This is a genomic window from Variovorax sp. TLI9-5A (genome assembly GCF_056867935.1).
The window spans coordinates 4,617,651-4,636,616 of sequence record NZ_CP200310.1; the positions used below are offsets into that span (position 1 = coordinate 4,617,651).

The following is an 18,966-nucleotide window of genomic DNA, read 5'->3' on the forward strand; positions in this document are numbered from 1 at the left end:
GGGTGGGGAGTATGCCGCATCGCCCGGCGCGGGCGCGCGTCCGCGGGCAATCGTATGGCACGATCAAAGGATGAACGAGCCCTCACGCCGCATACCGTATCGCACCTGGCCTGGGGCGCTGGCGGTGCTCCTCGCGATTGCCGCCTACGTGGGCGGCCTCACCTTCTGGGACCGCCACACGCCGGGAAACCGGCCGCTGCAGCCGGGCGAGACGGTCGAGGCGGGACAGGCCAGGTTCGTGCCGGCCGAGGGTTGGGAGATGGACGTTTCGCGCTCCAAGGCGGGCCAGTCGCTGATGCTCTTCAAGGGCGGCCACAAATTCCTGGTGACGACCTTCCCGTGGGCTGGCGGGCCCGACGGCCCGCTGGTGCGCCAGCAGCGGCTGATGGAGCGCGGCCAGCGCCTGCAGATAGACGGCGACGTGTCGGACTTCATCACCTCCTGGGGCCTGCAGGGCAAGACTTTCGCGTACTACGGCTCGAAGCTGGCGGGTCGGTTCTGGCAGGTGGTGGACGTGCGGCGCAAGTCGCTGGTGCAGATCGACTTCTGGGGCTCCAGCGATGGCATGGACGACGCGCTGCAGGAGGCGCGCTCGATGCTCGACTCGATGGACCTGGAGGCGCCGCAATGAACATGCCGGTGTTCGACCGGGGCGACCAGGGCGGCCAAGGGGGCCCGAACGGCCCGCAGGTGACGGAAGTGGCCGGCTGGCCTGTCGGCACAGACTCCTTCTTCCAGCCCCGGCGCGTGGCCTTCTGGGTACTGGCGGCGCTGATATTGAACGGGCTGTTCTACACGGTCTACATGTTCTCGCTGGGGGTGCGGGTGGTGCCGGTGACGGCCTTTCTGGGGCTGACGGTGTGGGGCATCTACACGATGCTTTTCGTGCAGGCCTTTCGCACGCTGGACCTGCTTGAGCAGCACCCGACGGAGGCCTACGTGCTGGCCTTCGCCTGGGGCGGCATGGGTGCCGTGTACTTCGCGGCGCCGGCCAACGTCGCCATCCAGAGCCTGTGCGCCAAGCTGATCTCGCCGGAGTTCGTCGCCACCTGGGGGCCGGCTATTGCGGGGCCGGTGACGGAAGAGTTTTTGAAGCTCGCGGGCGTCGTGCTGCTGGTGCTGGTGGCGCGCAACCAGTTCCAGACGTATCTGTCGGTGCTGATCGTCGGCGCGATGGTGGGGCTGGGTTTCCAGGTGGTCGAGAACCTGAGCTACACGGTCAAGTCGGCGGTGCACTTTCCGCTGGAGAACCAGGTCTATCCGGTGCTTCTGAACCTGTTCACGCGCGGGCTGCTGAGCGGGTTGTGGAGCCACGCGGCCTACACGACGATCGCGTCCTTCGGCGTCGCGTGGTTCCTGCTGCATCCGCAGCGGCCGAAGGTGGTGCGCGTCGCGGTCGCGGTGCTGTGCTTCGTGCTCGCGTGGGCGATGCACTTCATCTGGAACTCGCCCTTTCTCGAAGACCTGTTCGACGGCGGCTACGGCGAAATGGCCGTGATGCTGGTCATCAAGGGCCTGCCCGCGATCATCGTGGCCGCCCTCTTCTGGCACGTTGCCGCACGCGAGAACGGCACCTACCTGCATGCGCTGGCGGCGTGGTTCGTGCCGGAGCGCGACCTGATCCGCGACGACGAATGGGTGCGGCTGGGCGCGCCGATGCAACGCTACAAGGTGCGCCGCGAAATGGGCTGGACCTATGGCTGGCGCGCAAGGCGGCTGAAGACGCATCTGCAGCGTGAACAGTTGCGGCTGATCCGCAAGGCGGCGACCTACGGCCGAGGGCCGCAGACGCTGAAGCACGAAACGGCCGTGAGGCGGCTGCGCGCCAAGCTCGATCCGATCATCGCTGCAGGAATCACGGCAAAGACCTGAGGCGTTGGTTTCTCGCGATGACGGGCAATTCCTGCCCCGAATTGTGAAAAAAGATTGCTAAAGTCGTACGCGTCATGCGTCGACAACAACAAGAAATGCTTGGACTGCGCCTGTTGGCGCTGATGGTGCTCCTGCTGCTGGGCACCGGCTGGAGCTTCTCCGCACAGGCCGTCACGCTCGTCGAACAGGCTCAGCTCACGCTGACGCTGCATGGCAAGCACCCCACGGACCAGCCACCCGAGCCGCACGCGGTGCAGCTGCCCTACAACTGGGACCAGCGGCAAGGCGCGGTCGATGGCGAGGCGGCTTTCGCGTTCGACGTTCCCGTCACCGATCCGAAGGTGCCGCGCGCGCTGTTCGTGCCGCGCATCGGCAACAGCTTCAGGGTGCTGGCGGACGGGCAGGAACTGGCGCGCTTCGGCACCTTTCCGCCGGGGCCGTATGACGACGCTTCCTTCACGCCGCAGTACATCGCGCTGCCGGCCTCCTCCACCTCTGCCGCCTCTTCGCAGCGCGTGGAAATCGTCATCGCGGCGCAGGCCGCGCGCCAGGGCGGGCTGTCGCCCGTAGTGGCGGGCACCGAGGCCGAGATTCGGCCGCTGTACGAGAACGCCCTCTTCTGGCAGATCAGTGGCGGGCGCTTCATCGCCATCGTGAGCGGCGTGCTGGGGGCGCTGTCGCTGCTGGTGTGGCTGCGGCAGCGCGAATCGGTCTATCTCTATTACGGGCTGGGCGAGCTGCTCTGGTCGGTACAGACGGCGCGAGTGCTGTTCACGCATGCGCCGCTGCCGTGGCCCTGGTGGGGCGTGGTGCCGCTGGCGGCGTTCCAGGCGGCGGTGCCGCTCTTGTGCCGCTTCGCGCTGGCGGTGGTGGGCAAGGGCGACACGCGGCTTGCGCGCTTCCTGGGTCTGCTGGCCTTGCTGGCGCCGGTCACGGCCACGATCGGCATCACGGTGCCGTTGCTGTGGCTGATGCCGGCATGGCAGATTCTCTTTCTCCTGTCCGGGTTGGCGATGGTGGTGGTCGTGCTGCGGGTGGCGGTGCGCAGCTCGGTGCTGGAGCACCGCGTGCTGGGCGTGGCGGTGGTGCTGGTGGTGCTGAGCGCCGCGCGCGACAACTGGGTGATGCGCACCTCGCCCGAGGCTTATTCGGTGGTGCCGTGGATACGCTTTGCCTGGGTGGGCTTCGCGATCTCGCTGGCCTGGGTGATCGCCGAGCGCATGCGCAAGGACGTGCGCGCGATGGCGCAGATGAACGCCTCGCTCGAAGCCGAACTGGCCGAGCGCAACGCGGCGCTGGAAGCCGTCTTCGTGCGCGAACGCGAAGGCGAGAAGGCGCGCGGCGCGCTCGAAGAACGCCAGCGCCTCACGCAGGACCTGCACGACGGCCTAGGGGGCCAGTTGGTTGGCCTGTTGCAGATGGCGCAGCAGCCCGGCGCCGCAATGGGCGACGTGGCGCTGCACCTGCGCGACGCGGTGGATCAACTCAAGCTCACGGTGGACGCGATGCACGGCTGCGAAGGCGACGTGGCCTCCGCGCTCGGCAGCGTGCGCTACCGGCTCGGTCCGCGTCTGCAGGCCTCAGGCATCGATCTAGCCTGGGACGTTGGCTCCCTGCCGACGATGACGGGATGGAGCGCACGCGAATCGCACCAGTTGCAGATGCTGCTGTTCGAGGCCTTCGGCAACCTGATGGCGCATGCGCAGGCGACGCAGGCCAGCCTTGGCGCGAGGCTGATCGAAGGCGCCGAAGGGCGCGCCATCGAGATCGAACTGCGCGACAACGGCCGGGGCTTCGACACTCAGGCCGTGTTCGCGGGCAAGGGCCTGACGAACATGCGCTCGCGCGCTGTCGCGCTGGGAGGCACGCTCACCGTGCGCTCGCAGCCGGGGGAAACCAGCCTGCTGCTCCATCTGCCGGTGCCGGTGGCATCGAGCGGGCCCGAGATCGATCGGTCGACGCTTCAGCCGGCGAACGGCACGCTGCGATAAGGGCTGCGCGCCTCGCTCAGCAGCATGCGGTTGGTGCGCAGCAGGTGCTCTTCGCGCGCGTCGGAGTACTTCCAGATCAGCCCGCCCGCGATGTACGCCGCGCTCACCTGCGACCAGCTGCTGTACGCCTCGCGCACCTGCCTGGCGAGGCCGCCCGCAAAGCCTGCAAACTCCGCGCGCTCGATGTAGCCGAGCTGCACCGCCCAGCGCGAAAGGCTGGCCAGGCGCACGGCGTCCCACGCGACGAGGCTGGGCACCTCGGCTTGCGAGACATGGAAGTGCTTGCGCAGCGCCTCGACCCAACTCGGGCTGCCCATCATCAGCGCGGCCAGTTCCTGCGTCGACTTGCCACTCTGCGCGGCCAGCTCGCGGTAGTCCAGGCTCTTGCGCGCCTTGATCTGGAAGAACGAGGGAAAGAAGGCATCCATGACCATGCGCAGGACCATGGGCGTGTCTTGTGTTGCGGTGTCGATGGCGGCGACGGCTTTCCACAGCGGGGCGTACGCCGAGCGCTGCCCTTCCTCGGTGAGCCAACGGGCGGTCTGCTCGAAGCTGGCGCGGTCGTTCACGCTCCAGACGTCGGCGATGCCTTCGCGCAGCACGTCGTTGTCCTTGCCTGTGAGCACCGCGTTCACGTAGTCGCCGTTGAAGGCCGACAGCGGCGCGCTGAGCGTGACCAGCCACTGCTCGTCGCCTGAGAGCGCATTGGCATCGGCGGTGGTGTCGAAGTGAAGCTCCTGGTTGTCCATCAGCGCGTGGCCGAGCGCATCCATCATCCCCATTTGAATCCCTCGTGATCGAAGCGGGGCACGCATCAACAGCGGATGCATGCCGGGCTGGTTGAAACATGGTGGGGCCGCTCGAGTGGCGAACCGGCGCCAGGTTGGCGCAAACGGCAAGCAGCAGCCCAAAGGGGGCGATGCTACACAGAACGGCTGGGCTGGATTCTGATGAATTCTTCACTCGCACCGCAATGAGAGCAGGAACGGAAAGAGGAAGACGGGCTACACGCCCGCCTCCCCTTGTCGTGAGCGCCTCCGGTCAGGACTTCCCTGACGGACGCGGATCAGAAAACGTGCCGGCGGCACCGCAAGCCGCATTCGCTGTGTTTCACCTAGCTGGGTATCGGTTTGACTTTATTTTAGATATATCTAAAATAATTCAGACATACTTCGAGAAGGTCCCCCACCATGAGACATTTCCACTTCGGCCACGGCCATCACCACTGCCGCACCGCCCGCGGCGAACATGAAGACGGCCTTTCCGGCGGCCGCGGACATCGCGGCGGGCGCGGAGGCGGCGGCGGGCGCGTGTTCGGCCATGGCGGCCTGCGCTTCGTGCTGCTGCGGCTCATTGCCGACAAGCCCTCGCACGGCTACGAGCTCATCAAGGCCATCGAAGACCGCCTCGGCGGCAGCTATGCGCCGAGCCCCGGCGTGGTCTACCCCACCCTCACGCTGCTCGAGGAAATGGGCTACCTCAGCGTCGAGACCGCCGACGGCAGCGGCCGCAAGAGCTACAGCATCACGGCCAGCGGCCGCGAGTTCCTCGAAGCCAACCGCGAGATGGCCGACGCGATGATGGCCCGCATGAGCGGCGGCGTCGACGGCGCCGGCCCGCGCGGCGGGCGCCCGCCGCAGGTCACGCGCTCGATCGAGAACCTCAAGATGGCAATGCGCATGCGCCTAACGGGCGCGCCCCTCACCGAGCAGCAGGCGCACGAATTCGCCGCGGTGCTCGACGCCGCGGCCCAGCAGATCGAAAGGATCTGAGGAGCCGCCGACAACACGAATCCCAACCAACCCTGTCTCGCAACAGGATTTCCGCAATGACTGACTTCAGTACATCACCAGCGTCCACCGCGCCAGACCGCACGCCCCGCCGCGTGCGTCACGAGCTGCGCTTTCGCCAGCTCGCGGTGAAGACGGTGCAACGCGTGACGCCGCACCTGATCCGCGTCACGCTCACCGGCGACGACCTCGCGGGCTTTCAGAGCCCGGGTTTCGACGACCACGCGAAGATCTTCTTTCCCGACCCCACAACCGGCAAGCTGAGCCTGCCCGCCATGGGCCCCGAAGGCCCCGTCTGGCCCGAGGGACGCCCCACGATGCGCGACTACACGCCGCGCCACCACGACGCAAAAGCCGGCACGCTCGAAATCGACTTCGCGCTGCACGAAGCCGGCCCCGCCACGCAGTGGGCCGAGCAGGCGAAACCCGGCGACATCCTCGGCGTGGGCGGCCCGCGCGGCTCGTTCATCGTGCCGACCGAGTTCGACTGGCACCTGCTGATCGGCGACGACACCGCCCTCCCCGCCATCTCGCGGCGCCTGGCCGAACTGCCGGCCGGCGCGCGCGCGGTGGTGCTGGCCGAGGTCGACAGCGAAGCCGACGAGCTCCCGTTCGAGACGAAGGCCGAGCTCACGCTGAAATGGGCGCATCGCAAAGGCGCCGAGCCGGGCCTGAGCCCCGTGCTGCTCGACACGCTCAAGGCCATGCAGTTGCCGGCCGGCGACTTCCACGCGTGGGTGGGCTGCGAATCGGCCATCGCCAAGGCGCTGCGCGCGCACCTGGTGGGCGAGCGCGGCGCGAACCCGAAGTGGACGCGGGCCTCGGGCTACTGGCGCCGTGGCGCGGTGGCCACGCACGATTCGCACGACGAGTAAGCCGCGCGAGCCTCGCGCTTCTGCCTCGGCTCAGTGCGGCACTTCCGCCGGCCCCGACGCCGCCGCGCTGCGCCTCGGGCTGCGGATCAGCAGCAGCAGCGGAATCGCCAGCACCGTGATGATCATCATGATGGCGAAGTCGTCGAGGTAGCCGATCAGCGCGCCCTGCCGAGTCACCTCGGCGTTGAGCAGAGCGAGCCCCGTCGCGGTGTCGGGCGACATCATCTGCGGCAGGGTCGCGAGCGCCGCGTTGCCCGGCGCAACGGTCGATGCGATCTGCGCATGCGCCTTGCTCGAACCTTCGGTCAAAAGCGCCTGCACGATCGAGATGCCCACGCTGCTGCCGATGTTGCGCAGCAGGCTGAAGATGGGAGTGCCCTGGTTTCGCAGCCTCGGCGCCAGCGTGGCGAAGGTTGCGGTGGAAAGCGGCACGAATGTGAAGCCGATGCCCAGCCCCTGGATGAAGCCAGAGACAACGATCAGCGTGCTGTCCATCTGCAGCGTGAGCCGCGTCATCTGGTAGAGGGAGAAGGCCGTGAGGCCGAAGCCCAGCGCCATGATCGCGCGCACGTCGATGCGCTGCACCAGCCGCCCGACGATGATCATCGCGATCATCGTTCCCACGCCGCGCGGCGCCGTCACCTCGCCGGTGTAGATCACCGGGTAGCCCATCAGTCCCTGCAGGAAGTTGGGCAGCAGCGCCATGGTCGCGAACAGGATCATGCCGACGATGAACGCGAACAGCAGGCCGGTGACGAAGTTGCGGTCCTTCAGCAGGTCGCGGTCGAAGAAAGACACACCCTGCACCGTCCAGGTGTGGACCACGAAGAAGCAGAAGGCCACCAGCGCTGCGGCCGCTTCGAGCTTGATCTCCCATGACTCGAACCAGTCGAGCTGCTCGCCGCGGTCGAGAAAGAGCTGCAGCATGCCGATGGCGATGCTCAGAGTGACGAAGCCGAAGATGTCCAGCCTCTCGCCCTGCGGCCGGCTCTCGGGCAGGTAGCGCGCGATGCCCCAGAAGGCGAAGACGCCCACCGGCAGGTTGATGAAGAACACCCAGCGCCAGTCGAAGTTCTCGGTGAGCCAGCCGCCCAGCAGCGGCCCGAGGATGGGTCCGACCATGATGCCCGCGCCCCAGATCGCCATGGCCTGGCCGACCTTCTCGCGCGGGTTGATGTCCAGCAGCACCGCCTGCGACAGCGGCACCAGCGCCGCGCCGAAGATGCCCTGCAGCAGCCGCGCGGCCACGATGCCGACCAGCGAAGTCGCCAGCCCGCACAGCGCCGAGGCCACGGTGAAGCCGATCACCGAGATGATGAACACGCGCCTGCGCCCCCAGTGCCCGCACAGCCAGCCCGTGAGCGGCAGCGCGATGGCCGAGGCCACGATGTACGAGGTGAGCACCCAGGTGATCTGGTCCTGCGAGGCCTGCAGGCTGCCCTGCATGTGCGGCAGCGCCACGTTGGCGATGGTGGTGTCCAGCGCCTGCATGATGGTCGCCAGCATGATCGAGATGGTGATCATGCCGCGGTGCGGCACGGTGGTTCCGGGCGCGACGCTCATGACGACTTGCGGCCGGCCGGCGAGGTGATCTCCACGAGGCTGCCGTGCACCCGCGCGAGCAGGCCCAGCAACTGGGCGCGCTCGGCCTGCGACAGCACCGACATCACGCGGGCGTTGAGCCCGTCGCTGATGCTCAGGGCGCTGTCGAGCGCCTTCTCGGCGCTGGGCTCGAGGTGGATTCTGTTGACGCGGCGGTCGGTGGGGCTGGGCTCGCGGCGTATCCAGCCGGCAGCCGCCATGCGGTCGCACAGGCCGGCCACGGCCATGGGGGTCAGGTCCAGCCGCTGGGCGAGTTCGGCCTGCGAGAGCGGCTCACCTTCGTCGCCGTGCATCGCCAGCGCGCCGAGCAGGCGGCACTGTGCGCTGGTGAGTCCGATGCGCTCGCGCGCGAGGCGGTCGAACTCCTCGCCGTAGAGCTTGCCCACGCTCTTGACGAGGAAGCCGAAGCGCTGCGTGAAGTCCCTTTTCATAAGGGACTTGATTGTCTACATGTTTATTAGTTGAGCATTAGCAATGCGGGCATCCGAGGCTCTTGGGAGTCTCTAGAGCCACCCTGCGCGCCTGAACCGGTAATAGAGATAGCCGCAGGTGCTCACGATCAGCCCCAGCGCGATGCCGTAGCCGTAGCGGAATTTCAGCTCCGGCATGTTCTCGAAGTTCATGCCCCAGATGCCGGCGAAGGCGGTGCACACCGCGAAGATGCTGGCCCAGGCCGCCAGCCGCTTGGTGACTTCGCTTTCCTCGATGGTGACCATCGACAGGTTCACCTGGATCGCCGTGGCGATGGTGTCGCGCATCGCGTCGATCGATGCGTTGATGCGCACCAGGTGGTCGCCCACGTCGCGGAAGTATTCCTGCGAGCTCATGCAGATCTGCGGCACGCGCCCGCCGTGCATCTTGCCGGCCGCCTCCACCAGCGGCGCCACGGCACGCTTGAGCACCATGCTGCGCCGCTTCAGGTCGTACAGCTGCTTGATCTTGTCGCGCGCCGCGCCGCCCTGGCCGAAGATCTGCTGCTCGATGGATTCCAGCTCCACCTCCAGCGCGTCGATCACCGGGAAGTAGCGGTCGACCACCGCGTCCATCAGCGCGTACAGCACGAAGCCGGCGCCGTGGCGCAGCAGATCGGGTTCGCGCTCGCAGCGCTCGCGCACGCCCAGGAAGCCCTGCTTGCTGCGGTTGCGCACCGACAGCACGTAGTTGGCACCGACGAAAACGTCGACCTCGCCCACGTTCATGCTGTGCTCGTCCCCGGCCGAGGGCTCCACTAGGTGCATGACGACGAAGAGCGAGTTGCCGTATTCCTCCATCTTCGGGCGCTGGTGGCCGTGGTGGGCGTCTTCCACCGCAAGAGGATGCAGGCCGAACTCCTTCTGCATCTCGCGAAGTTCCTCGTCGGAGGCATCGCTCAACGCCACCCAGACGAAGCAGCCGGGCCGGCTGATGTATTCGCTGATGTCCTCGACCGATATGTCGGCGAGCTTGGAGCCGTTTTCGTAGGCGACGCAGTTGATCAGCATCGGTATCCCTCATGGTTCGCGTTGGCGGAAGCCGTCGATGGTGCCACGGCGATCCGGCAACCCTGCCCGGCTGCCACCGAGGCTTCAGCCTGGTCGGATAGAGTGCGGGGCGATCCGCGCGGCGAAGCGGAAAAACAGGTAGACAAGACAAGAAAACGAGTGGCGGCGCGAATCGGGCGCTGCGCAAGAAGGCAGGGAGAGGAAACCATGAAAACAGATTCGTCAGAGAGAGTGCGCAATTGAGACGGGACGTTCGCCTTGCGAGATCCCTGCTGCTGGCCGTCATGGTCTCGGTACCGGCCGCCACCGCATGGCAGCTCTGGGTGGCGCGCAACCAGGCGCTGGCCTCGATCTCCACCAACAACCTGAACCTGGCCAAGGCACTGAACACCTACGCCGAAGGCATCTTCATCCAGAGCGACATGCTGCTGCAGGGCGCCGCCAACACGCTGGAGGCGGAGCCCGATGACCCGGAACACCTGGAGCGCGTGCAGTCGCTGGTCACGCGCCAGAAGCGCCTGCTGGACCAGCTCGACGGCCTGGCCATCCTCGATGCCCGGGGCAACTGGCTGATGTATTCCAAGGGGAGCGTTCCGCCGGGCACCAACAGCACCACGCGCGGCTACTTCATGCACCACCGCGACAGCCCGTCGCCGGACATGTTCATCGGCCCGCCGCTTCGCAACCCGTTCACCGGCGAATGGGGAATCACGGTCAGCCGGCGCCTGGAAGACGGCAAGGCCAGGTTCGCGGGCGTGGTCGTGATCGGACTGAGCCTGGAAAACTTCCTGCGCGCCTTCGGAACCATCGACCTCGGCGACAGCGGCACCATCAGCCTGACCACCAACGACGGGCAGGTGCTGGTGCGCTACCCCTACCGCGAGCAGGACATCGGCCACGACCTTTCCAGGTCGGCCAACTTCCAGCGCCACTTCGGCGAGGCCTCGGGCACCGCCGCGTTCCGCTCCAGCCTCGACGGAACCCAGCGGCTCTACGCCTTCCGCAAGAGCGACCGCTACCCGGTGCTGACCACCGTGTCGCTCGGCCGGGACGACGCTCTGCGGGCCTGGAGGCACCAGGCACTGCTGACGATCGGCGTCGTCGGGGCCCTGCTGGCGGCGGTGGCGGCCATCGGATGGCGGCTGATCGTCAACATCGAGCGCCGCATCAGCGCCGAGGCCTCGCTGCTGGCCGCGCGCGAAGACCTGCTGCAGGCCAACCGCCGGCTGGAGATCCTGGCCACGCAGGACCAGCTCACCGGCCTGGACAATCGCCGCAGCTTCGACGAGATGCTGGCGCAGGAATCCCGCCGCGCGGCAAGGGAAGGCACGCCCCTGTCGCTGCTGCTGCTCGACCTGGATTACTTCAAGCGCTTCAACGACGCCTATGGCCACGTCGCCGGCGACCAGTGCCTCAAGGCAGTCGCAACGGCATTGAAGCAGGGCGTCAGGCGCCCGGGCGACCTGGTCGCGCGCTACGGCGGCGAGGAACTCGCGATCATCCTGCCCAACACCGACCCGTCGGGCGCCGGCAGCGTCGCCGAACTGATGCTCGGGCACGTCCGCGCGCTCGGCATCCCGCACGGCGCAAGCCCGCACGGGCAGGTCACCATCAGCATCGGCGCGGCCACCTTGCAGGGCTCGCAGTCCGGCGGCGCGGAACAACGGCTCGTCGAGGCGGCGGATTCCGCGCTGTACAAGGCCAAGGCAAGCGGGCGCAACTGCTGGGTCAGCCAGGAAGAATCCGCGAACGGCTGAATGCCACGCGGCCCCAAGCGGCCCCAGGCGGCAAGGCTCACCGGACCATGCGGCGGGCTGCGCGCTCCCCCAGCCAGCGCGCCAGCTCCACGAGCAGCGGCGTCATCACGGCCCAGCCGGCACCGAGCACCAGCAGCGCCCGGCCGGGCTCGGGAAACTGGCCGGCCCCCATTCGCACGGCGGCCGCGTAGGAAAGCGCACCGCCCACGCCGCCGGCCACGGCTGCAAGCAGCCAGCGACCGTGCAGCCAGCGCAGCGGCCCGCGCAGCGTGGTCGAGAACAGCGCCCAGAGTCCCAGGATCCACGCGGGCGCCAGGCCCTGCCAGGGCCCGGGCGAGGCGTAGACGACCACGCCGCAACGCGCCATGGCGGTGTCCCACGCCAGGCCCAGAAGCACCGCGCACAGCGCAAGCAGCAGCTCGTCGCGGCGCGCATCGCTGAGCCACGCGTTCAGCAGCACGGCGCCGGCGCACGCCGCCACGCCCCAGCCGGACGCGCCACGCGCGGCGCCCAGCACGCAGGCGAACCAGGCCGCCTGGAAAACCACGAGGATGAGAACGGTGAGGCCGTATCGGCGCAGCAGGGTCTTCATCGGATCGGGCGTATCAGCGGAAGTCGGCAGCGGCGATGCCGGTGGCGCAGGCAGCCTGCCGGCTCAGGCCTCGGCGGCGCGCAGCCGGTAGAGGCCCACATCGATGCGGCCGGAGCGAAAACCGGCCTCGCAGTACGAGAGGTAGTAGGTCCACAGGCGCTTGAACGCCGCGTCGAAGCCGAGAGGCTCGATCTGCGGCCAGGCCGCCAGGAACCGCCGCCGCCACTCGGCGAGCGTTCGCGCATAGTCCATGCCGAAGCAGTGCGAAGTCTCGATGACGAGCCCCGCGCGCCGCGCCTGCTCCTGCAGCGCACGCGGGCTGGGCAGCATGCCGCCCGGGAAGATGCAGTGCTGGATGAAGTCGGCCCCCTGGCGGTAGCCGTCGAAGTGCTCGTCGGCGATCGTGATCGCCTGCAGCACCACGACGCCGCCGGGCTCGAGGCGGTCGCGCAAGGTCGCGAAGTACGCGGGCCAATAGGCCTCGCCGACGGCCTCGATCATCTCGATGGACACGATGCGGTCGAACCGGCCCTGCACGTCGCGGTAGTCCTGCAGCCGCAGGTCGAGCCGCTCGGCCACGCCCCAGGCCAGGCCGCGCTCGCGGGCGAAGGCCAGCTGCTCGGCCGACAGCGTGAGCCCCGTCACCCGCGCCTCGTGCCGGCGGGCCAGGCTCGCGGCCAGGGTTCCCCAGCCGCAGCCGATCTCGAGCACGTTTGCGCCCTGCGGGGTGTCGAGCATGCGGTGGATGGCCTCCAGGCGGCGCGCCTGGGCCGCCTCGAGCGTGTCGTCGGCTTCGTCGCTGAAGAGCGCGCTCGAATACAGCATGCTGTCGTCGAGCCAGAGCCGGTAGAACGCGTTGCCCAGGTCGTAGTGGAAGGAGATGTTGTGCCGGCTGCCGCTGCGGCTGTTCCTGCGCGCCAGGTGCAGCAGCCGGGCCAGCCAGCGCGAGGGGCCGCGGCCCTTCAGAAGCGAGCCCCAGGCGGCCTCGTTGGCCAGGCCGAATTCGAACAGGGCCAGCAGGTCGGGGCTTTCCCATTCGCCGTCGCGGAAGCTCAGGGCCAGGCCGAGGTCTCCCTGCATGAGCAGCCGCACGATCGGCCGCCAGCTCAGCAGGCGCAGGCTGGCATGCGGGCCGGGCTCGCGGCCGGCCACCTCGATGCTGCGGCCGCCGGGCAGCGCGAGCGCCAGCCGGCCGAAACGCGTGCGCGCGAGCAGCCGCCGCAGCGGCGAGAAGGACGGCGTCGCGTCGAGCGCGGGATTGGCGGCGGGGGCGGAGGGCGTGGGCAGGCTCATGGAGTCTCGCTCGTCGAAACGATGGTGATGTCGCGCTCCGGGGCCGCCGGACGCGGATGCAGTGGCACGCGCTTGATCCACAGGCGCAGTGCCTGCCAGTGGATGGCCGCGACGACCTTGAGAGTGAGCAGCGGATGGGTCAGGAAGACGCGCAGCAGCGCGAGGTCTCCCAGCGGCGCGCGCTGGCCGTCCAGGCGCGCGTTGAGCACGGCGCCGGCCGCGTCGTGCACGCTCACGCCGATCGACACCGCCTCGCCAGGCGGCGCGATACGGAAGCGGTAGCGCAGGTCCATGCCGTTGAACGGGGAGACATACATCCGCTTGTCGCAGTGCTGGTCGATGACCGGGGCGGCGGCGTCGGCCACCGGGATCAGGTAGCTGTGCCGCTGCCCGAAGGTGTTGTTGACTTCGTAGACCATCGCCTGCAACTCGCCGCCCGGCGCATGGCAGAACCACACGCTGAGCGGATTGAAGACGTGGCCGAGCAGCCGCGGCATGGCCAGCAGCCGGATCGCTCCTCCCGTGGGCAGGCCGGCCTCTCGCAGCCTCGCCTCCAGCTGGGCCCGCAGGTCGAGGCCCGAGCCGTCGCCGTGGTCGGCGGCATGGAAGCTGAACAGGTTGAAGCGGTCCACCGAGAACAGGCGCAGCCGGGCGTTCAACTGCGGCAGCTCATCGATGTCGATCAGCACGCTGTAGACGCGATAGGCGAGCCGGTGCCGCCTGGGCCGCAGCCGCTGGTGCATGACGCGCCCGACATAGAGCGCCGAACCGCCCTGCCCGCTCATGGCGCGACGGCCTGCACCGACTGGGGCAGGTGGATGCGCCCGGACTCCTGCGGCACGTGCCAGGGCCGGCGAACGCCGCCCAGCGCCTCGGCGACCGCCAGGCCGGCCTGCAGGCCGTCCTCGTGGAAGCCGGAGCCGAAGTACGCGCCGCAGAACCAGGTGCGGCGCTGGCCCTGCAGGTTCCAGAGGTGGCGCTGCGCGGCCATGGCGGCGGCATCGAACAGCGGATGGTCGTAGACCTCCGTGCGGATCAGGTGCTCGGGCCGCGGACCGGTGACGGGATTCAGCGTCAGGAAGATCGGCTCGGCTTGCGGGCCCTGCGGCAGGTGAGGCTGCAGCCGGTTCATCCAGTAGGTCACCGTCGGGGCGGCGCCGCTGCCGCGCGTCCCGAGGTAGTTCCAGCTCGACCACACGGCGCGGCGCGCCGGCATCAGTGCCGGGTCGCGGTGCAGCACGGCCAGGTTGCGGCTGTAGGGGAATGCGCCCAGCAGGGCGCGCTCGGCGCTCGATGCGTCAGGCAGCAGCGCCAGCGATCTGTCCGCGTGGGTCGCCAAAACGACCTGGTCGAAGCGCTGCGGCCACCAGCCGCCGGTCGTCCGCAGCCGCACGCCGCCGGCCTCGCGATGCAGTTCGAGCACCGGCTTGTCGAGGTGGACGCGGCCGGCGAAAGGCCGGCTCAGGCGCTGCACGTACTCGCGGCTGCCGCCGGCCACGGTGCGCCAGACCGGCCGGTCGCTGATCTGGAGCAGGCCATGGTTCTCGCAGAAGCGCACGAAGGCCGCCACCGGATAGCGCCCCACCCGCGCGGCGGGCGCGGACCAGATGGCGGCCGCCATGGGATAGAGATGGTCGTCGCGGAATGCGCGGCCGTAGCCGCGGGCGTCCAGGTAGTCGTCCAGCGCCTGGTCGCCGGCATGCCGGGCATCGCGCGGCGCCTCGCGGTAGAACCGCAGCAGTTCGCGCAGCATCGACCAGAATCTCGGGCTCGCCAGGTTGCGCTTCTGCGCGAACAGGCCGCGCAGGTCGGTTCCGGCGTATTCGAGGCGGCCGGCATCGAGGCTGACGGCGAAGGACATGTCGGAGGCCGCGGTCGGCACGCTCAGGTGCCGGAATAAGGCGGTCAGGTTCGGATAGGCGGGCTCGTTGTAGACGATGAAGCCGGTATCCACCGGCACCGTGCCTTCACGCACGGGTGCATCCACGGTGTTGCTGTGGCCGCCGAGGCGCGACTCGCTCTCGAACACGGTCACCTCGTGGCCTTGCGAGCCCTGGGAAAGCAGCCAGGCGCAGGAAAGGCCCGAGATGCCGGTGCCGACGACGGCGATGCGCTGGCCCCGGGCCGGCAAGGCTGGTGCGGTGGGAACGGTGGGCTGGGCGTGGAAAGGCGGCATGGTGCGTCCCGAAGTCTTGGAGCCTCTACGCAGGAAACCGCCGTTTGGACCATGGCGCGTTGCCGCGATGATCCGATCGCGGTCGGGCTGCGTAAGGGTTAGCATGGCCGCCGTTCCTGTCCCATCCAACCAACCTGCGGCTATTGCCATGTCCCGCGGCCGCCGAGCACCCAGCTTGACCGTTGTAGCCACCGACTCCAGGCCGCCGCGCCGATCCGACGACCTCTGGGCCCAGGCCCTGGCCGCCGTGGCCGAACGGCAGGACAGGGACGCGTTCGCGCAGCTGTTCTCGCACTTCGCGCCGCGCGTCAAGCACTACCTGATGCACATCGGCAGCCCTGAGCTGCAGGCCGAGGAGCTGGCACAGGAGGCCCTGGTCAGCGTGTGGCGCAAGGCCGCGCTGTTCGACCCGGCGCAGGCCGCCGTCTCGACCTGGATCTTCACCATCGCGCGGAACCTGCGCGTGGACGCGCTCCGGCGGCGCCAGGGCGTGGAGTCGGCCGAGGAGGAGTTCGATTTCGACCTGCTTCAGGCGGACGACGCCGCGCTCGACGACGGGCTGCACGCCTCGCGCCAGAACGAACGACTTCGCAGCGCCCTGCAACTGCTGCCGCCCGAGCAACAGCAGGTGCTGCACCTTTCCTATTTCGAAGACGAGCCGCATGCCCGCATCGCGGCCCAGCTGAACATTCCGCTGGGCACGGTGAAGTCGCGCGTGCGCCTGGCGGTCGCCCAACTGCGCCGCCTGCTGGAACGCTGACGACGATGAATATCCGACACCACCCCGACGATGGACTGCTGCTTGCCCGGGCCTCCGGCCAGCTGCCGGCCGGAACGCGGCTGGTCCTGGCCAGCCACCTGGAACTTTGCCCGCTGTGCCGCGAGCGCGCGCGCACGCTCGACGCCCTGGGCGGCGTCATGCTCGACGAGCTGGAGGCCGCCCCCATGGCCGACGATGCGCTCGCGCGCGCCTGGGCCTCCATCGACGCGCTCGAAAGCGCGCCTGCTGCGCCCGTGCGGGTCAGCGCGCCGCCGCCACTGCCGCCCGGCGCGCGCTGGCCGCGCGCCCTCGCCCATTGCAGCGCCACACCCTGGCGCTGGATCGCCCCCGGCATGCGCTGGAGCCGCGTGAGCGTGCCCGACGCGCCGGACGCCAACGTCTTCCTGCTGCGCATCGCGGCCGGCAAGTACCTGCCGCAGCACACGCACCAGGGGCTGGAGCTGACCCAGGTGCTGCACGGCCGCTTCCACGACGGGCGGGCCCTGTTCGGCCCCGGGGATTTCGACGCGGCGGATGGCGAAATCCACCACCAGCCCGTTGTCCAGGACGGCAGCGAGTGCATCTGCCTGGCCTCCCTGGACGGCCGCCTGCGCTTCGACAGCGCTATCGCGCGCGTGCTGGGTTCGCTCGTCGGGATGTGAGCCGCGCCGCCGCCCATGCCGACACGCCGCTCACGAAGCTGCCCCACACCAGGTCCGCGACGGTGATGGCCCAGGGCCAGTCGCGCAGCGTGGCCTGGTTGGTGAGGTCGTAGGTGGCGTAGGCGACCAGCCCGAAGAAGGCGCCGCGCCAAAGCGCCGCGCCTGGAGCACCTTCTGCCAGGGCCGGTGCGATTGCGAAGACAAGCAGCCCGGCCAGGTAGATGGCATAGAACAGCACCGCCGCCAGCCAGTCGATGTCGGACGCCATCAACGACCCGAGCGCCGGCTTGTAAAGACGCGGCCCCATCAGCGAGAGCCACACGGCATCCAGCAGCAGAAAGCTCAGCAGCGCCGACAGATAGGCGACGAACAGGGTGCGCGGGGAAGGTTTCATGGTGCGGCGGGAGTGGAAGTCAATCGATAGCTCAGCTGGCGCTCGCCCTTGGTCTCGGCGTCGAGCCCGATCCAGCGTCCGCTGTCGGCGGCATACCAGATGCGGATGCGCTGCTGCGCGGCCTGCAGGCGCCAGCCCCGCGCCCGCACGGCCTGGCCGCGAACCTCGATGTTCGTGTCGGGCAGCGGCTCGAAACGCACCGGCTCCAGCTTGCCGGCCTGCGGATCGACCAGGCGCTGCTGCTTGAGCAGCCTGGGGTTCCAGTACGAGAAGCTCATCGCACATTCGCCGTCGAAGCGGCGCGCGACCTGCTGGCGGGTGCCGTCGTCGTCGGTGTCGGCGCGCAGCTCGCGCAGGCAGTCGCCGGCCCAGCGCTCCTCGGCGTGATGGCGATAGCGATAGACAGGCACGCCGAGCATGCGCACGACGAATTCGGCGCGGCTGTCGACGCTGCGCGCCGCCGCGCTGCCGCCGACCACGAAGCGATGCGTGCCGATCGGCTTGCCGTCGAGCGTGGCGGTGAAGTTCCACTCGCCTTCCTCGATCGCGCTTTCCTGCGCCGAGGCCGTGCAAGCCGTGCAGGCCGCCAGCACCAGGGCGAAAGCCAGGGCGCGCGCCGGCATCAGCGCTTCTCGAACAGGTAGTGGCCGACCCACCACTGGCCGCCCTCGGCGTAGCCGAACAACTCTTCCACCGAGATGAAGAAAAGGCGCCAGCGTGTCCACCAGATTGGCGCCTCGCTCTCTCCGTAGACGGCAACCAGCAGCGGCATGAGCTCGTCGCGCCGGGCGTCCATGCGCGCCAGCCAGGCAGCGGAGGTCTTCGCATAGTGGCGGCCGTTCCAGCGCCATTGCTCCAGCAGGCGCAGGTCGTCCTGGCAGCGCAGGGCAAGGTCGTCGCTGGGCATCATGCCGCCGGAGAAGAAGTAGCGGCTCATCCAGTCGCTCGCATCGCGCACCTCGAAGGGGTACGGCGCCTCGCGGTGCGCGAACACGTGCATGAAGAAGCGCCCCTGCGGATGGAGCCAGCGCGCGACGTTCGAGAAGGCGCGCGGCCAGTTGCGCAGGTGCTCGAACATCTCCACCGACACCACCCGGTCGAAGCGCTCGGCCGTCTCGAAGTCGTTGAAGTCGCAGGTGATCACTTCGAGATTGCCGAGGCCGCGCGCCGCGGCCTCGGCGGTGATGAACATACGCTGCGAATGCGAGTTGGACACCGCCGTGATGCGGGAGCCGGGGAAGCGCTCGGCCATCCACAGGCTCAGCGATCCCCAGCCGCAGCCGAGCTCGAGGATGCGCTGCCCGTCCGCCAGGCCCGCGCGGGCGCAGGTCTCGGCCAGCGCCGCCGCCTCGGCCTGCTCCAGCGTCTCCACTCCTTGGGGCCACCAGCAGCAGCTGTACTTGCGGTGCGGGCCCAGAACGGCGGCGAAGAAGTCGGCGGGCAGCTCGTAGTGCTGCTCGTTGGCCTTCTCGGGCAGCAGGGCCAGCGGGGCGTTGCGCAGCTCGTCGAAGAATGCCTGCGAGTGCCGCGCGACGGCCTCGGGGTTGCCGCTGTCCAGTTCGGCCAGGCGCTGGCGCAGCAGCCGCCGCACGCCCATGCGGACGGCGCCGTCGGGCACCAGACCCTGTTCGACCCAGTGGATGGCGGCGGAGGCGCTGGAAGCTCGGGGCATGGCAGGACGTCGGCTGTGGTTGATCCCGTGGTACGCAAGACCGGGCGCG

The 18,966-nt window shown here is 68.9% G+C and carries 19 protein-coding genes; 8 read left to right on the forward strand and 11 right to left on the reverse strand.

What is annotated here, in order from left to right:
* The first annotated feature begins 70 nt into the window (after window positions 1-70).
* The 3 genes from AC1VNX_RS21880 to AC1VNX_RS21890 all read left to right on the forward strand — a co-directional run bounded on the left by AC1VNX_RS21880 (window position 71) and on the right by AC1VNX_RS21890 (window position 3,863).
* Window positions 71-631 carry a hypothetical protein gene (locus AC1VNX_RS21880; protein WP_483159361.1) on the forward strand — a complete coding sequence of 187 codons (561 nt, stop codon included), beginning with the start codon at window positions 71-73 and terminating at the stop codon, window positions 629-631.
* Window positions 628-1,872: a PrsW family intramembrane metalloprotease gene (locus AC1VNX_RS21885; protein ID WP_483159363.1), complete on the forward strand. Its 1,245-nt coding sequence runs from the start codon at window positions 628-630 to the stop codon at window positions 1,870-1,872. Before AC1VNX_RS21880 ends, AC1VNX_RS21885 begins: the two co-directional genes overlap by 4 nt.
* 95 nt (window positions 1,873-1,967) lie before the next feature.
* Complete coding sequence (locus tag AC1VNX_RS21890) at window positions 1,968-3,863, forward strand: sensor histidine kinase (protein ID WP_483159365.1); 1,896 nt, start codon at window positions 1,968-1,970, stop codon at window positions 3,861-3,863.
* Here AC1VNX_RS21890 and AC1VNX_RS21895 read toward each other — a convergent pair.
* On the reverse strand, window positions 3,836-4,645 hold the full coding sequence (locus AC1VNX_RS21895; protein ID WP_483159367.1) for a DUF1266 domain-containing protein: 810 nt from the start codon (window positions 4,643-4,645) through the stop codon (window positions 3,836-3,838). The genes AC1VNX_RS21890 and AC1VNX_RS21895 overlap by 28 nt on opposite strands.
* Window positions 4,646-5,053: 408 nt before the next feature.
* Between AC1VNX_RS21895 and AC1VNX_RS21900 the strand changes: the two genes are divergently transcribed.
* Entirely contained in the window at window positions 5,054-5,635 is a 582-nt protein-coding gene (locus AC1VNX_RS21900; RefSeq protein ID WP_483159369.1) for a PadR family transcriptional regulator, read from the forward strand.
* Window positions 5,636-5,691: 56 nt separating this feature from the next.
* Window positions 5,692-6,528 (forward strand): siderophore-interacting protein, encoded by an 837-nt coding sequence (locus tag AC1VNX_RS21905; RefSeq protein WP_483159371.1) that lies wholly within the window; start codon window positions 5,692-5,694, stop codon window positions 6,526-6,528.
* Window positions 6,529-6,558: 30 nt separating this feature from the next.
* Here the strand turns inward: AC1VNX_RS21905 and AC1VNX_RS21910 are convergent, their stop codons facing one another.
* The 3 genes from AC1VNX_RS21910 to AC1VNX_RS21920 form a co-directional block, all read right to left on the reverse strand.
* Window positions 6,559-8,091, reverse strand: a complete 1,533-nt coding sequence (locus tag AC1VNX_RS21910) for a DHA2 family efflux MFS transporter permease subunit (protein ID WP_483159373.1) — start codon at window positions 8,089-8,091, stop codon at window positions 6,559-6,561.
* On the reverse strand, window positions 8,088-8,561 hold the full coding sequence (locus AC1VNX_RS21915) for a MarR family winged helix-turn-helix transcriptional regulator (RefSeq protein ID WP_483159375.1): 474 nt from the start codon (window positions 8,559-8,561) through the stop codon (window positions 8,088-8,090). Before AC1VNX_RS21915 ends, AC1VNX_RS21910 begins: the two co-directional genes overlap by 4 nt.
* Window positions 8,562-8,633: 72 nt before the next feature.
* Complete coding sequence (locus tag AC1VNX_RS21920) at window positions 8,634-9,611, reverse strand: magnesium and cobalt transport protein CorA (protein WP_483159377.1); 978 nt, start codon at window positions 9,609-9,611, stop codon at window positions 8,634-8,636.
* Between the two features lie 239 nt (window positions 9,612-9,850).
* On the opposite strand from AC1VNX_RS21920, the gene AC1VNX_RS21925 reads away from it, so the two are divergent.
* Window positions 9,851-11,368, forward strand: a complete 1,518-nt coding sequence (locus AC1VNX_RS21925; RefSeq protein ID WP_483159379.1) for a sensor domain-containing diguanylate cyclase — start codon at window positions 9,851-9,853, stop codon at window positions 11,366-11,368.
* 37 nt (window positions 11,369-11,405) lie between these two features.
* Here AC1VNX_RS21925 and AC1VNX_RS21930 read toward each other — a convergent pair whose 3' ends face one another.
* The 4 genes from AC1VNX_RS21930 to AC1VNX_RS21945 all read right to left on the reverse strand — a co-directional run bounded on the left by AC1VNX_RS21930 (window position 11,406) and on the right by AC1VNX_RS21945 (window position 15,429).
* Window positions 11,406-11,960 carry a DUF2878 domain-containing protein gene (locus tag AC1VNX_RS21930; protein WP_483159381.1) on the reverse strand — a complete coding sequence of 185 codons (555 nt, stop codon included), beginning with the start codon at window positions 11,958-11,960 and terminating at the stop codon, window positions 11,406-11,408.
* 63 nt (window positions 11,961-12,023) lie between these two features.
* Window positions 12,024-13,253: a class I SAM-dependent methyltransferase gene (locus tag AC1VNX_RS21935; protein ID WP_483159383.1), complete on the reverse strand. Its 1,230-nt coding sequence runs from the start codon at window positions 13,251-13,253 to the stop codon at window positions 12,024-12,026.
* Entirely contained in the window at window positions 13,250-14,038 is a 789-nt protein-coding gene (locus tag AC1VNX_RS21940) for a DUF1365 domain-containing protein (protein ID WP_483159385.1), read from the reverse strand. The genes AC1VNX_RS21935 and AC1VNX_RS21940 overlap by 4 nt, the downstream gene beginning before the upstream one ends.
* Window positions 14,035-15,429 carry an NAD(P)/FAD-dependent oxidoreductase gene (locus AC1VNX_RS21945; protein WP_483159386.1) on the reverse strand — a complete coding sequence of 465 codons (1,395 nt, stop codon included), beginning with the start codon at window positions 15,427-15,429 and terminating at the stop codon, window positions 14,035-14,037. Before AC1VNX_RS21945 ends, AC1VNX_RS21940 begins: the two co-directional genes overlap by 4 nt.
* A 175-nt stretch (window positions 15,430-15,604) precedes the next feature.
* Between AC1VNX_RS21945 and AC1VNX_RS21950 the strand changes: the two genes are divergently transcribed.
* Both AC1VNX_RS21950 and AC1VNX_RS21955 read left to right on the forward strand, forming a co-directional pair.
* Entirely contained in the window at window positions 15,605-16,189 is a 585-nt protein-coding gene (locus AC1VNX_RS21950) for a sigma-70 family RNA polymerase sigma factor (protein WP_483159388.1), read from the forward strand.
* 5 nt (window positions 16,190-16,194) lie between these two features.
* Window positions 16,195-16,851: a ChrR family anti-sigma-E factor gene (locus AC1VNX_RS21955; protein WP_483159390.1), complete on the forward strand. Its 657-nt coding sequence runs from the start codon at window positions 16,195-16,197 to the stop codon at window positions 16,849-16,851.
* Here the strand turns inward: AC1VNX_RS21955 and AC1VNX_RS21960 are convergent.
* Genes AC1VNX_RS21960 through AC1VNX_RS21970 form a run of 3 tightly spaced genes read right to left on the reverse strand, consistent with a single transcriptional unit; the run spans window position 16,814 to window position 18,917 of the window.
* On the reverse strand, window positions 16,814-17,245 hold the full coding sequence (locus AC1VNX_RS21960; protein WP_483159392.1) for a DUF2177 family protein: 432 nt from the start codon (window positions 17,243-17,245) through the stop codon (window positions 16,814-16,816). The two genes, AC1VNX_RS21955 and AC1VNX_RS21960, sit on opposite strands and share 38 nt — an antisense overlap.
* A complete protein-coding gene (locus tag AC1VNX_RS21965) occupies window positions 17,242-17,868 on the reverse strand; it encodes a DUF6134 family protein (protein WP_483159394.1) in 627 nt (208 codons plus the stop codon). The genes AC1VNX_RS21960 and AC1VNX_RS21965 overlap by 4 nt, the downstream gene beginning before the upstream one ends.
* Window positions 17,868-18,917 (reverse strand): SAM-dependent methyltransferase, encoded by a 1,050-nt coding sequence (locus AC1VNX_RS21970; protein WP_483159396.1) that lies wholly within the window; start codon window positions 18,915-18,917, stop codon window positions 17,868-17,870. Before AC1VNX_RS21970 ends, AC1VNX_RS21965 begins: the two co-directional genes overlap by 1 nt.
* Window positions 18,918-18,966: the final 49 nt, after the last annotated feature.

Bases quoted from the DNA above. Each gene is read 5' to 3' on its own strand.
- AC1VNX_RS21880 (WP_483159361.1), top strand. From the start codon at position 71: ATGAACGAGCCCTCACGCCGCATACCGTATCGCACCTGGCCTGGGGCG.
- AC1VNX_RS21885 (WP_483159363.1), top strand. From the start codon at position 628: ATGAACATGCCGGTGTTCGACCGGGGCGACCAGGGCGGCCAAGGGGGC.
- AC1VNX_RS21890 (WP_483159365.1), top strand. From the start codon at position 1,968: ATGCTTGGACTGCGCCTGTTGGCGCTGATGGTGCTCCTGCTGCTGGGC.
- AC1VNX_RS21895 (WP_483159367.1), bottom strand. From the start codon at position 4,645: ATGGGGATGATGGATGCGCTCGGCCACGCGCTGATGGACAACCAGGAG.
- AC1VNX_RS21900 (WP_483159369.1), top strand. From the start codon at position 5,054: ATGAGACATTTCCACTTCGGCCACGGCCATCACCACTGCCGCACCGCC.
- AC1VNX_RS21905 (WP_483159371.1), top strand. From the start codon at position 5,692: ATGACTGACTTCAGTACATCACCAGCGTCCACCGCGCCAGACCGCACG.
- AC1VNX_RS21910 (WP_483159373.1), bottom strand. From the start codon at position 8,091: ATGAGCGTCGCGCCCGGAACCACCGTGCCGCACCGCGGCATGATCACC.
- AC1VNX_RS21915 (WP_483159375.1), bottom strand. From the start codon at position 8,561: ATGAAAAGGGACTTCACGCAGCGCTTCGGCTTCCTCGTCAAGAGCGTG.
- AC1VNX_RS21920 (WP_483159377.1), bottom strand. From the start codon at position 9,611: ATGCTGATCAACTGCGTCGCCTACGAAAACGGCTCCAAGCTCGCCGAC.
- AC1VNX_RS21930 (WP_483159381.1), bottom strand. From the start codon at position 11,960: ATGAAGACCCTGCTGCGCCGATACGGCCTCACCGTTCTCATCCTCGTG.
- AC1VNX_RS21935 (WP_483159383.1), bottom strand. From the start codon at position 13,253: ATGAGCCTGCCCACGCCCTCCGCCCCCGCCGCCAATCCCGCGCTCGAC.
- AC1VNX_RS21940 (WP_483159385.1), bottom strand. From the start codon at position 14,038: ATGAGCGGGCAGGGCGGTTCGGCGCTCTATGTCGGGCGCGTCATGCAC.
- AC1VNX_RS21945 (WP_483159386.1), bottom strand. From the start codon at position 15,429: ATGCCGCCTTTCCACGCCCAGCCCACCGTTCCCACCGCACCAGCCTTG.
- AC1VNX_RS21955 (WP_483159390.1), top strand. From the start codon at position 16,195: ATGAATATCCGACACCACCCCGACGATGGACTGCTGCTTGCCCGGGCC.
- AC1VNX_RS21960 (WP_483159392.1), bottom strand. From the start codon at position 17,245: ATGAAACCTTCCCCGCGCACCCTGTTCGTCGCCTATCTGTCGGCGCTG.
- AC1VNX_RS21965 (WP_483159394.1), bottom strand. From the start codon at position 17,868: ATGCCGGCGCGCGCCCTGGCTTTCGCCCTGGTGCTGGCGGCCTGCACG.
- AC1VNX_RS21970 (WP_483159396.1), bottom strand. From the start codon at position 18,917: ATGCCCCGAGCTTCCAGCGCCTCCGCCGCCATCCACTGGGTCGAACAG.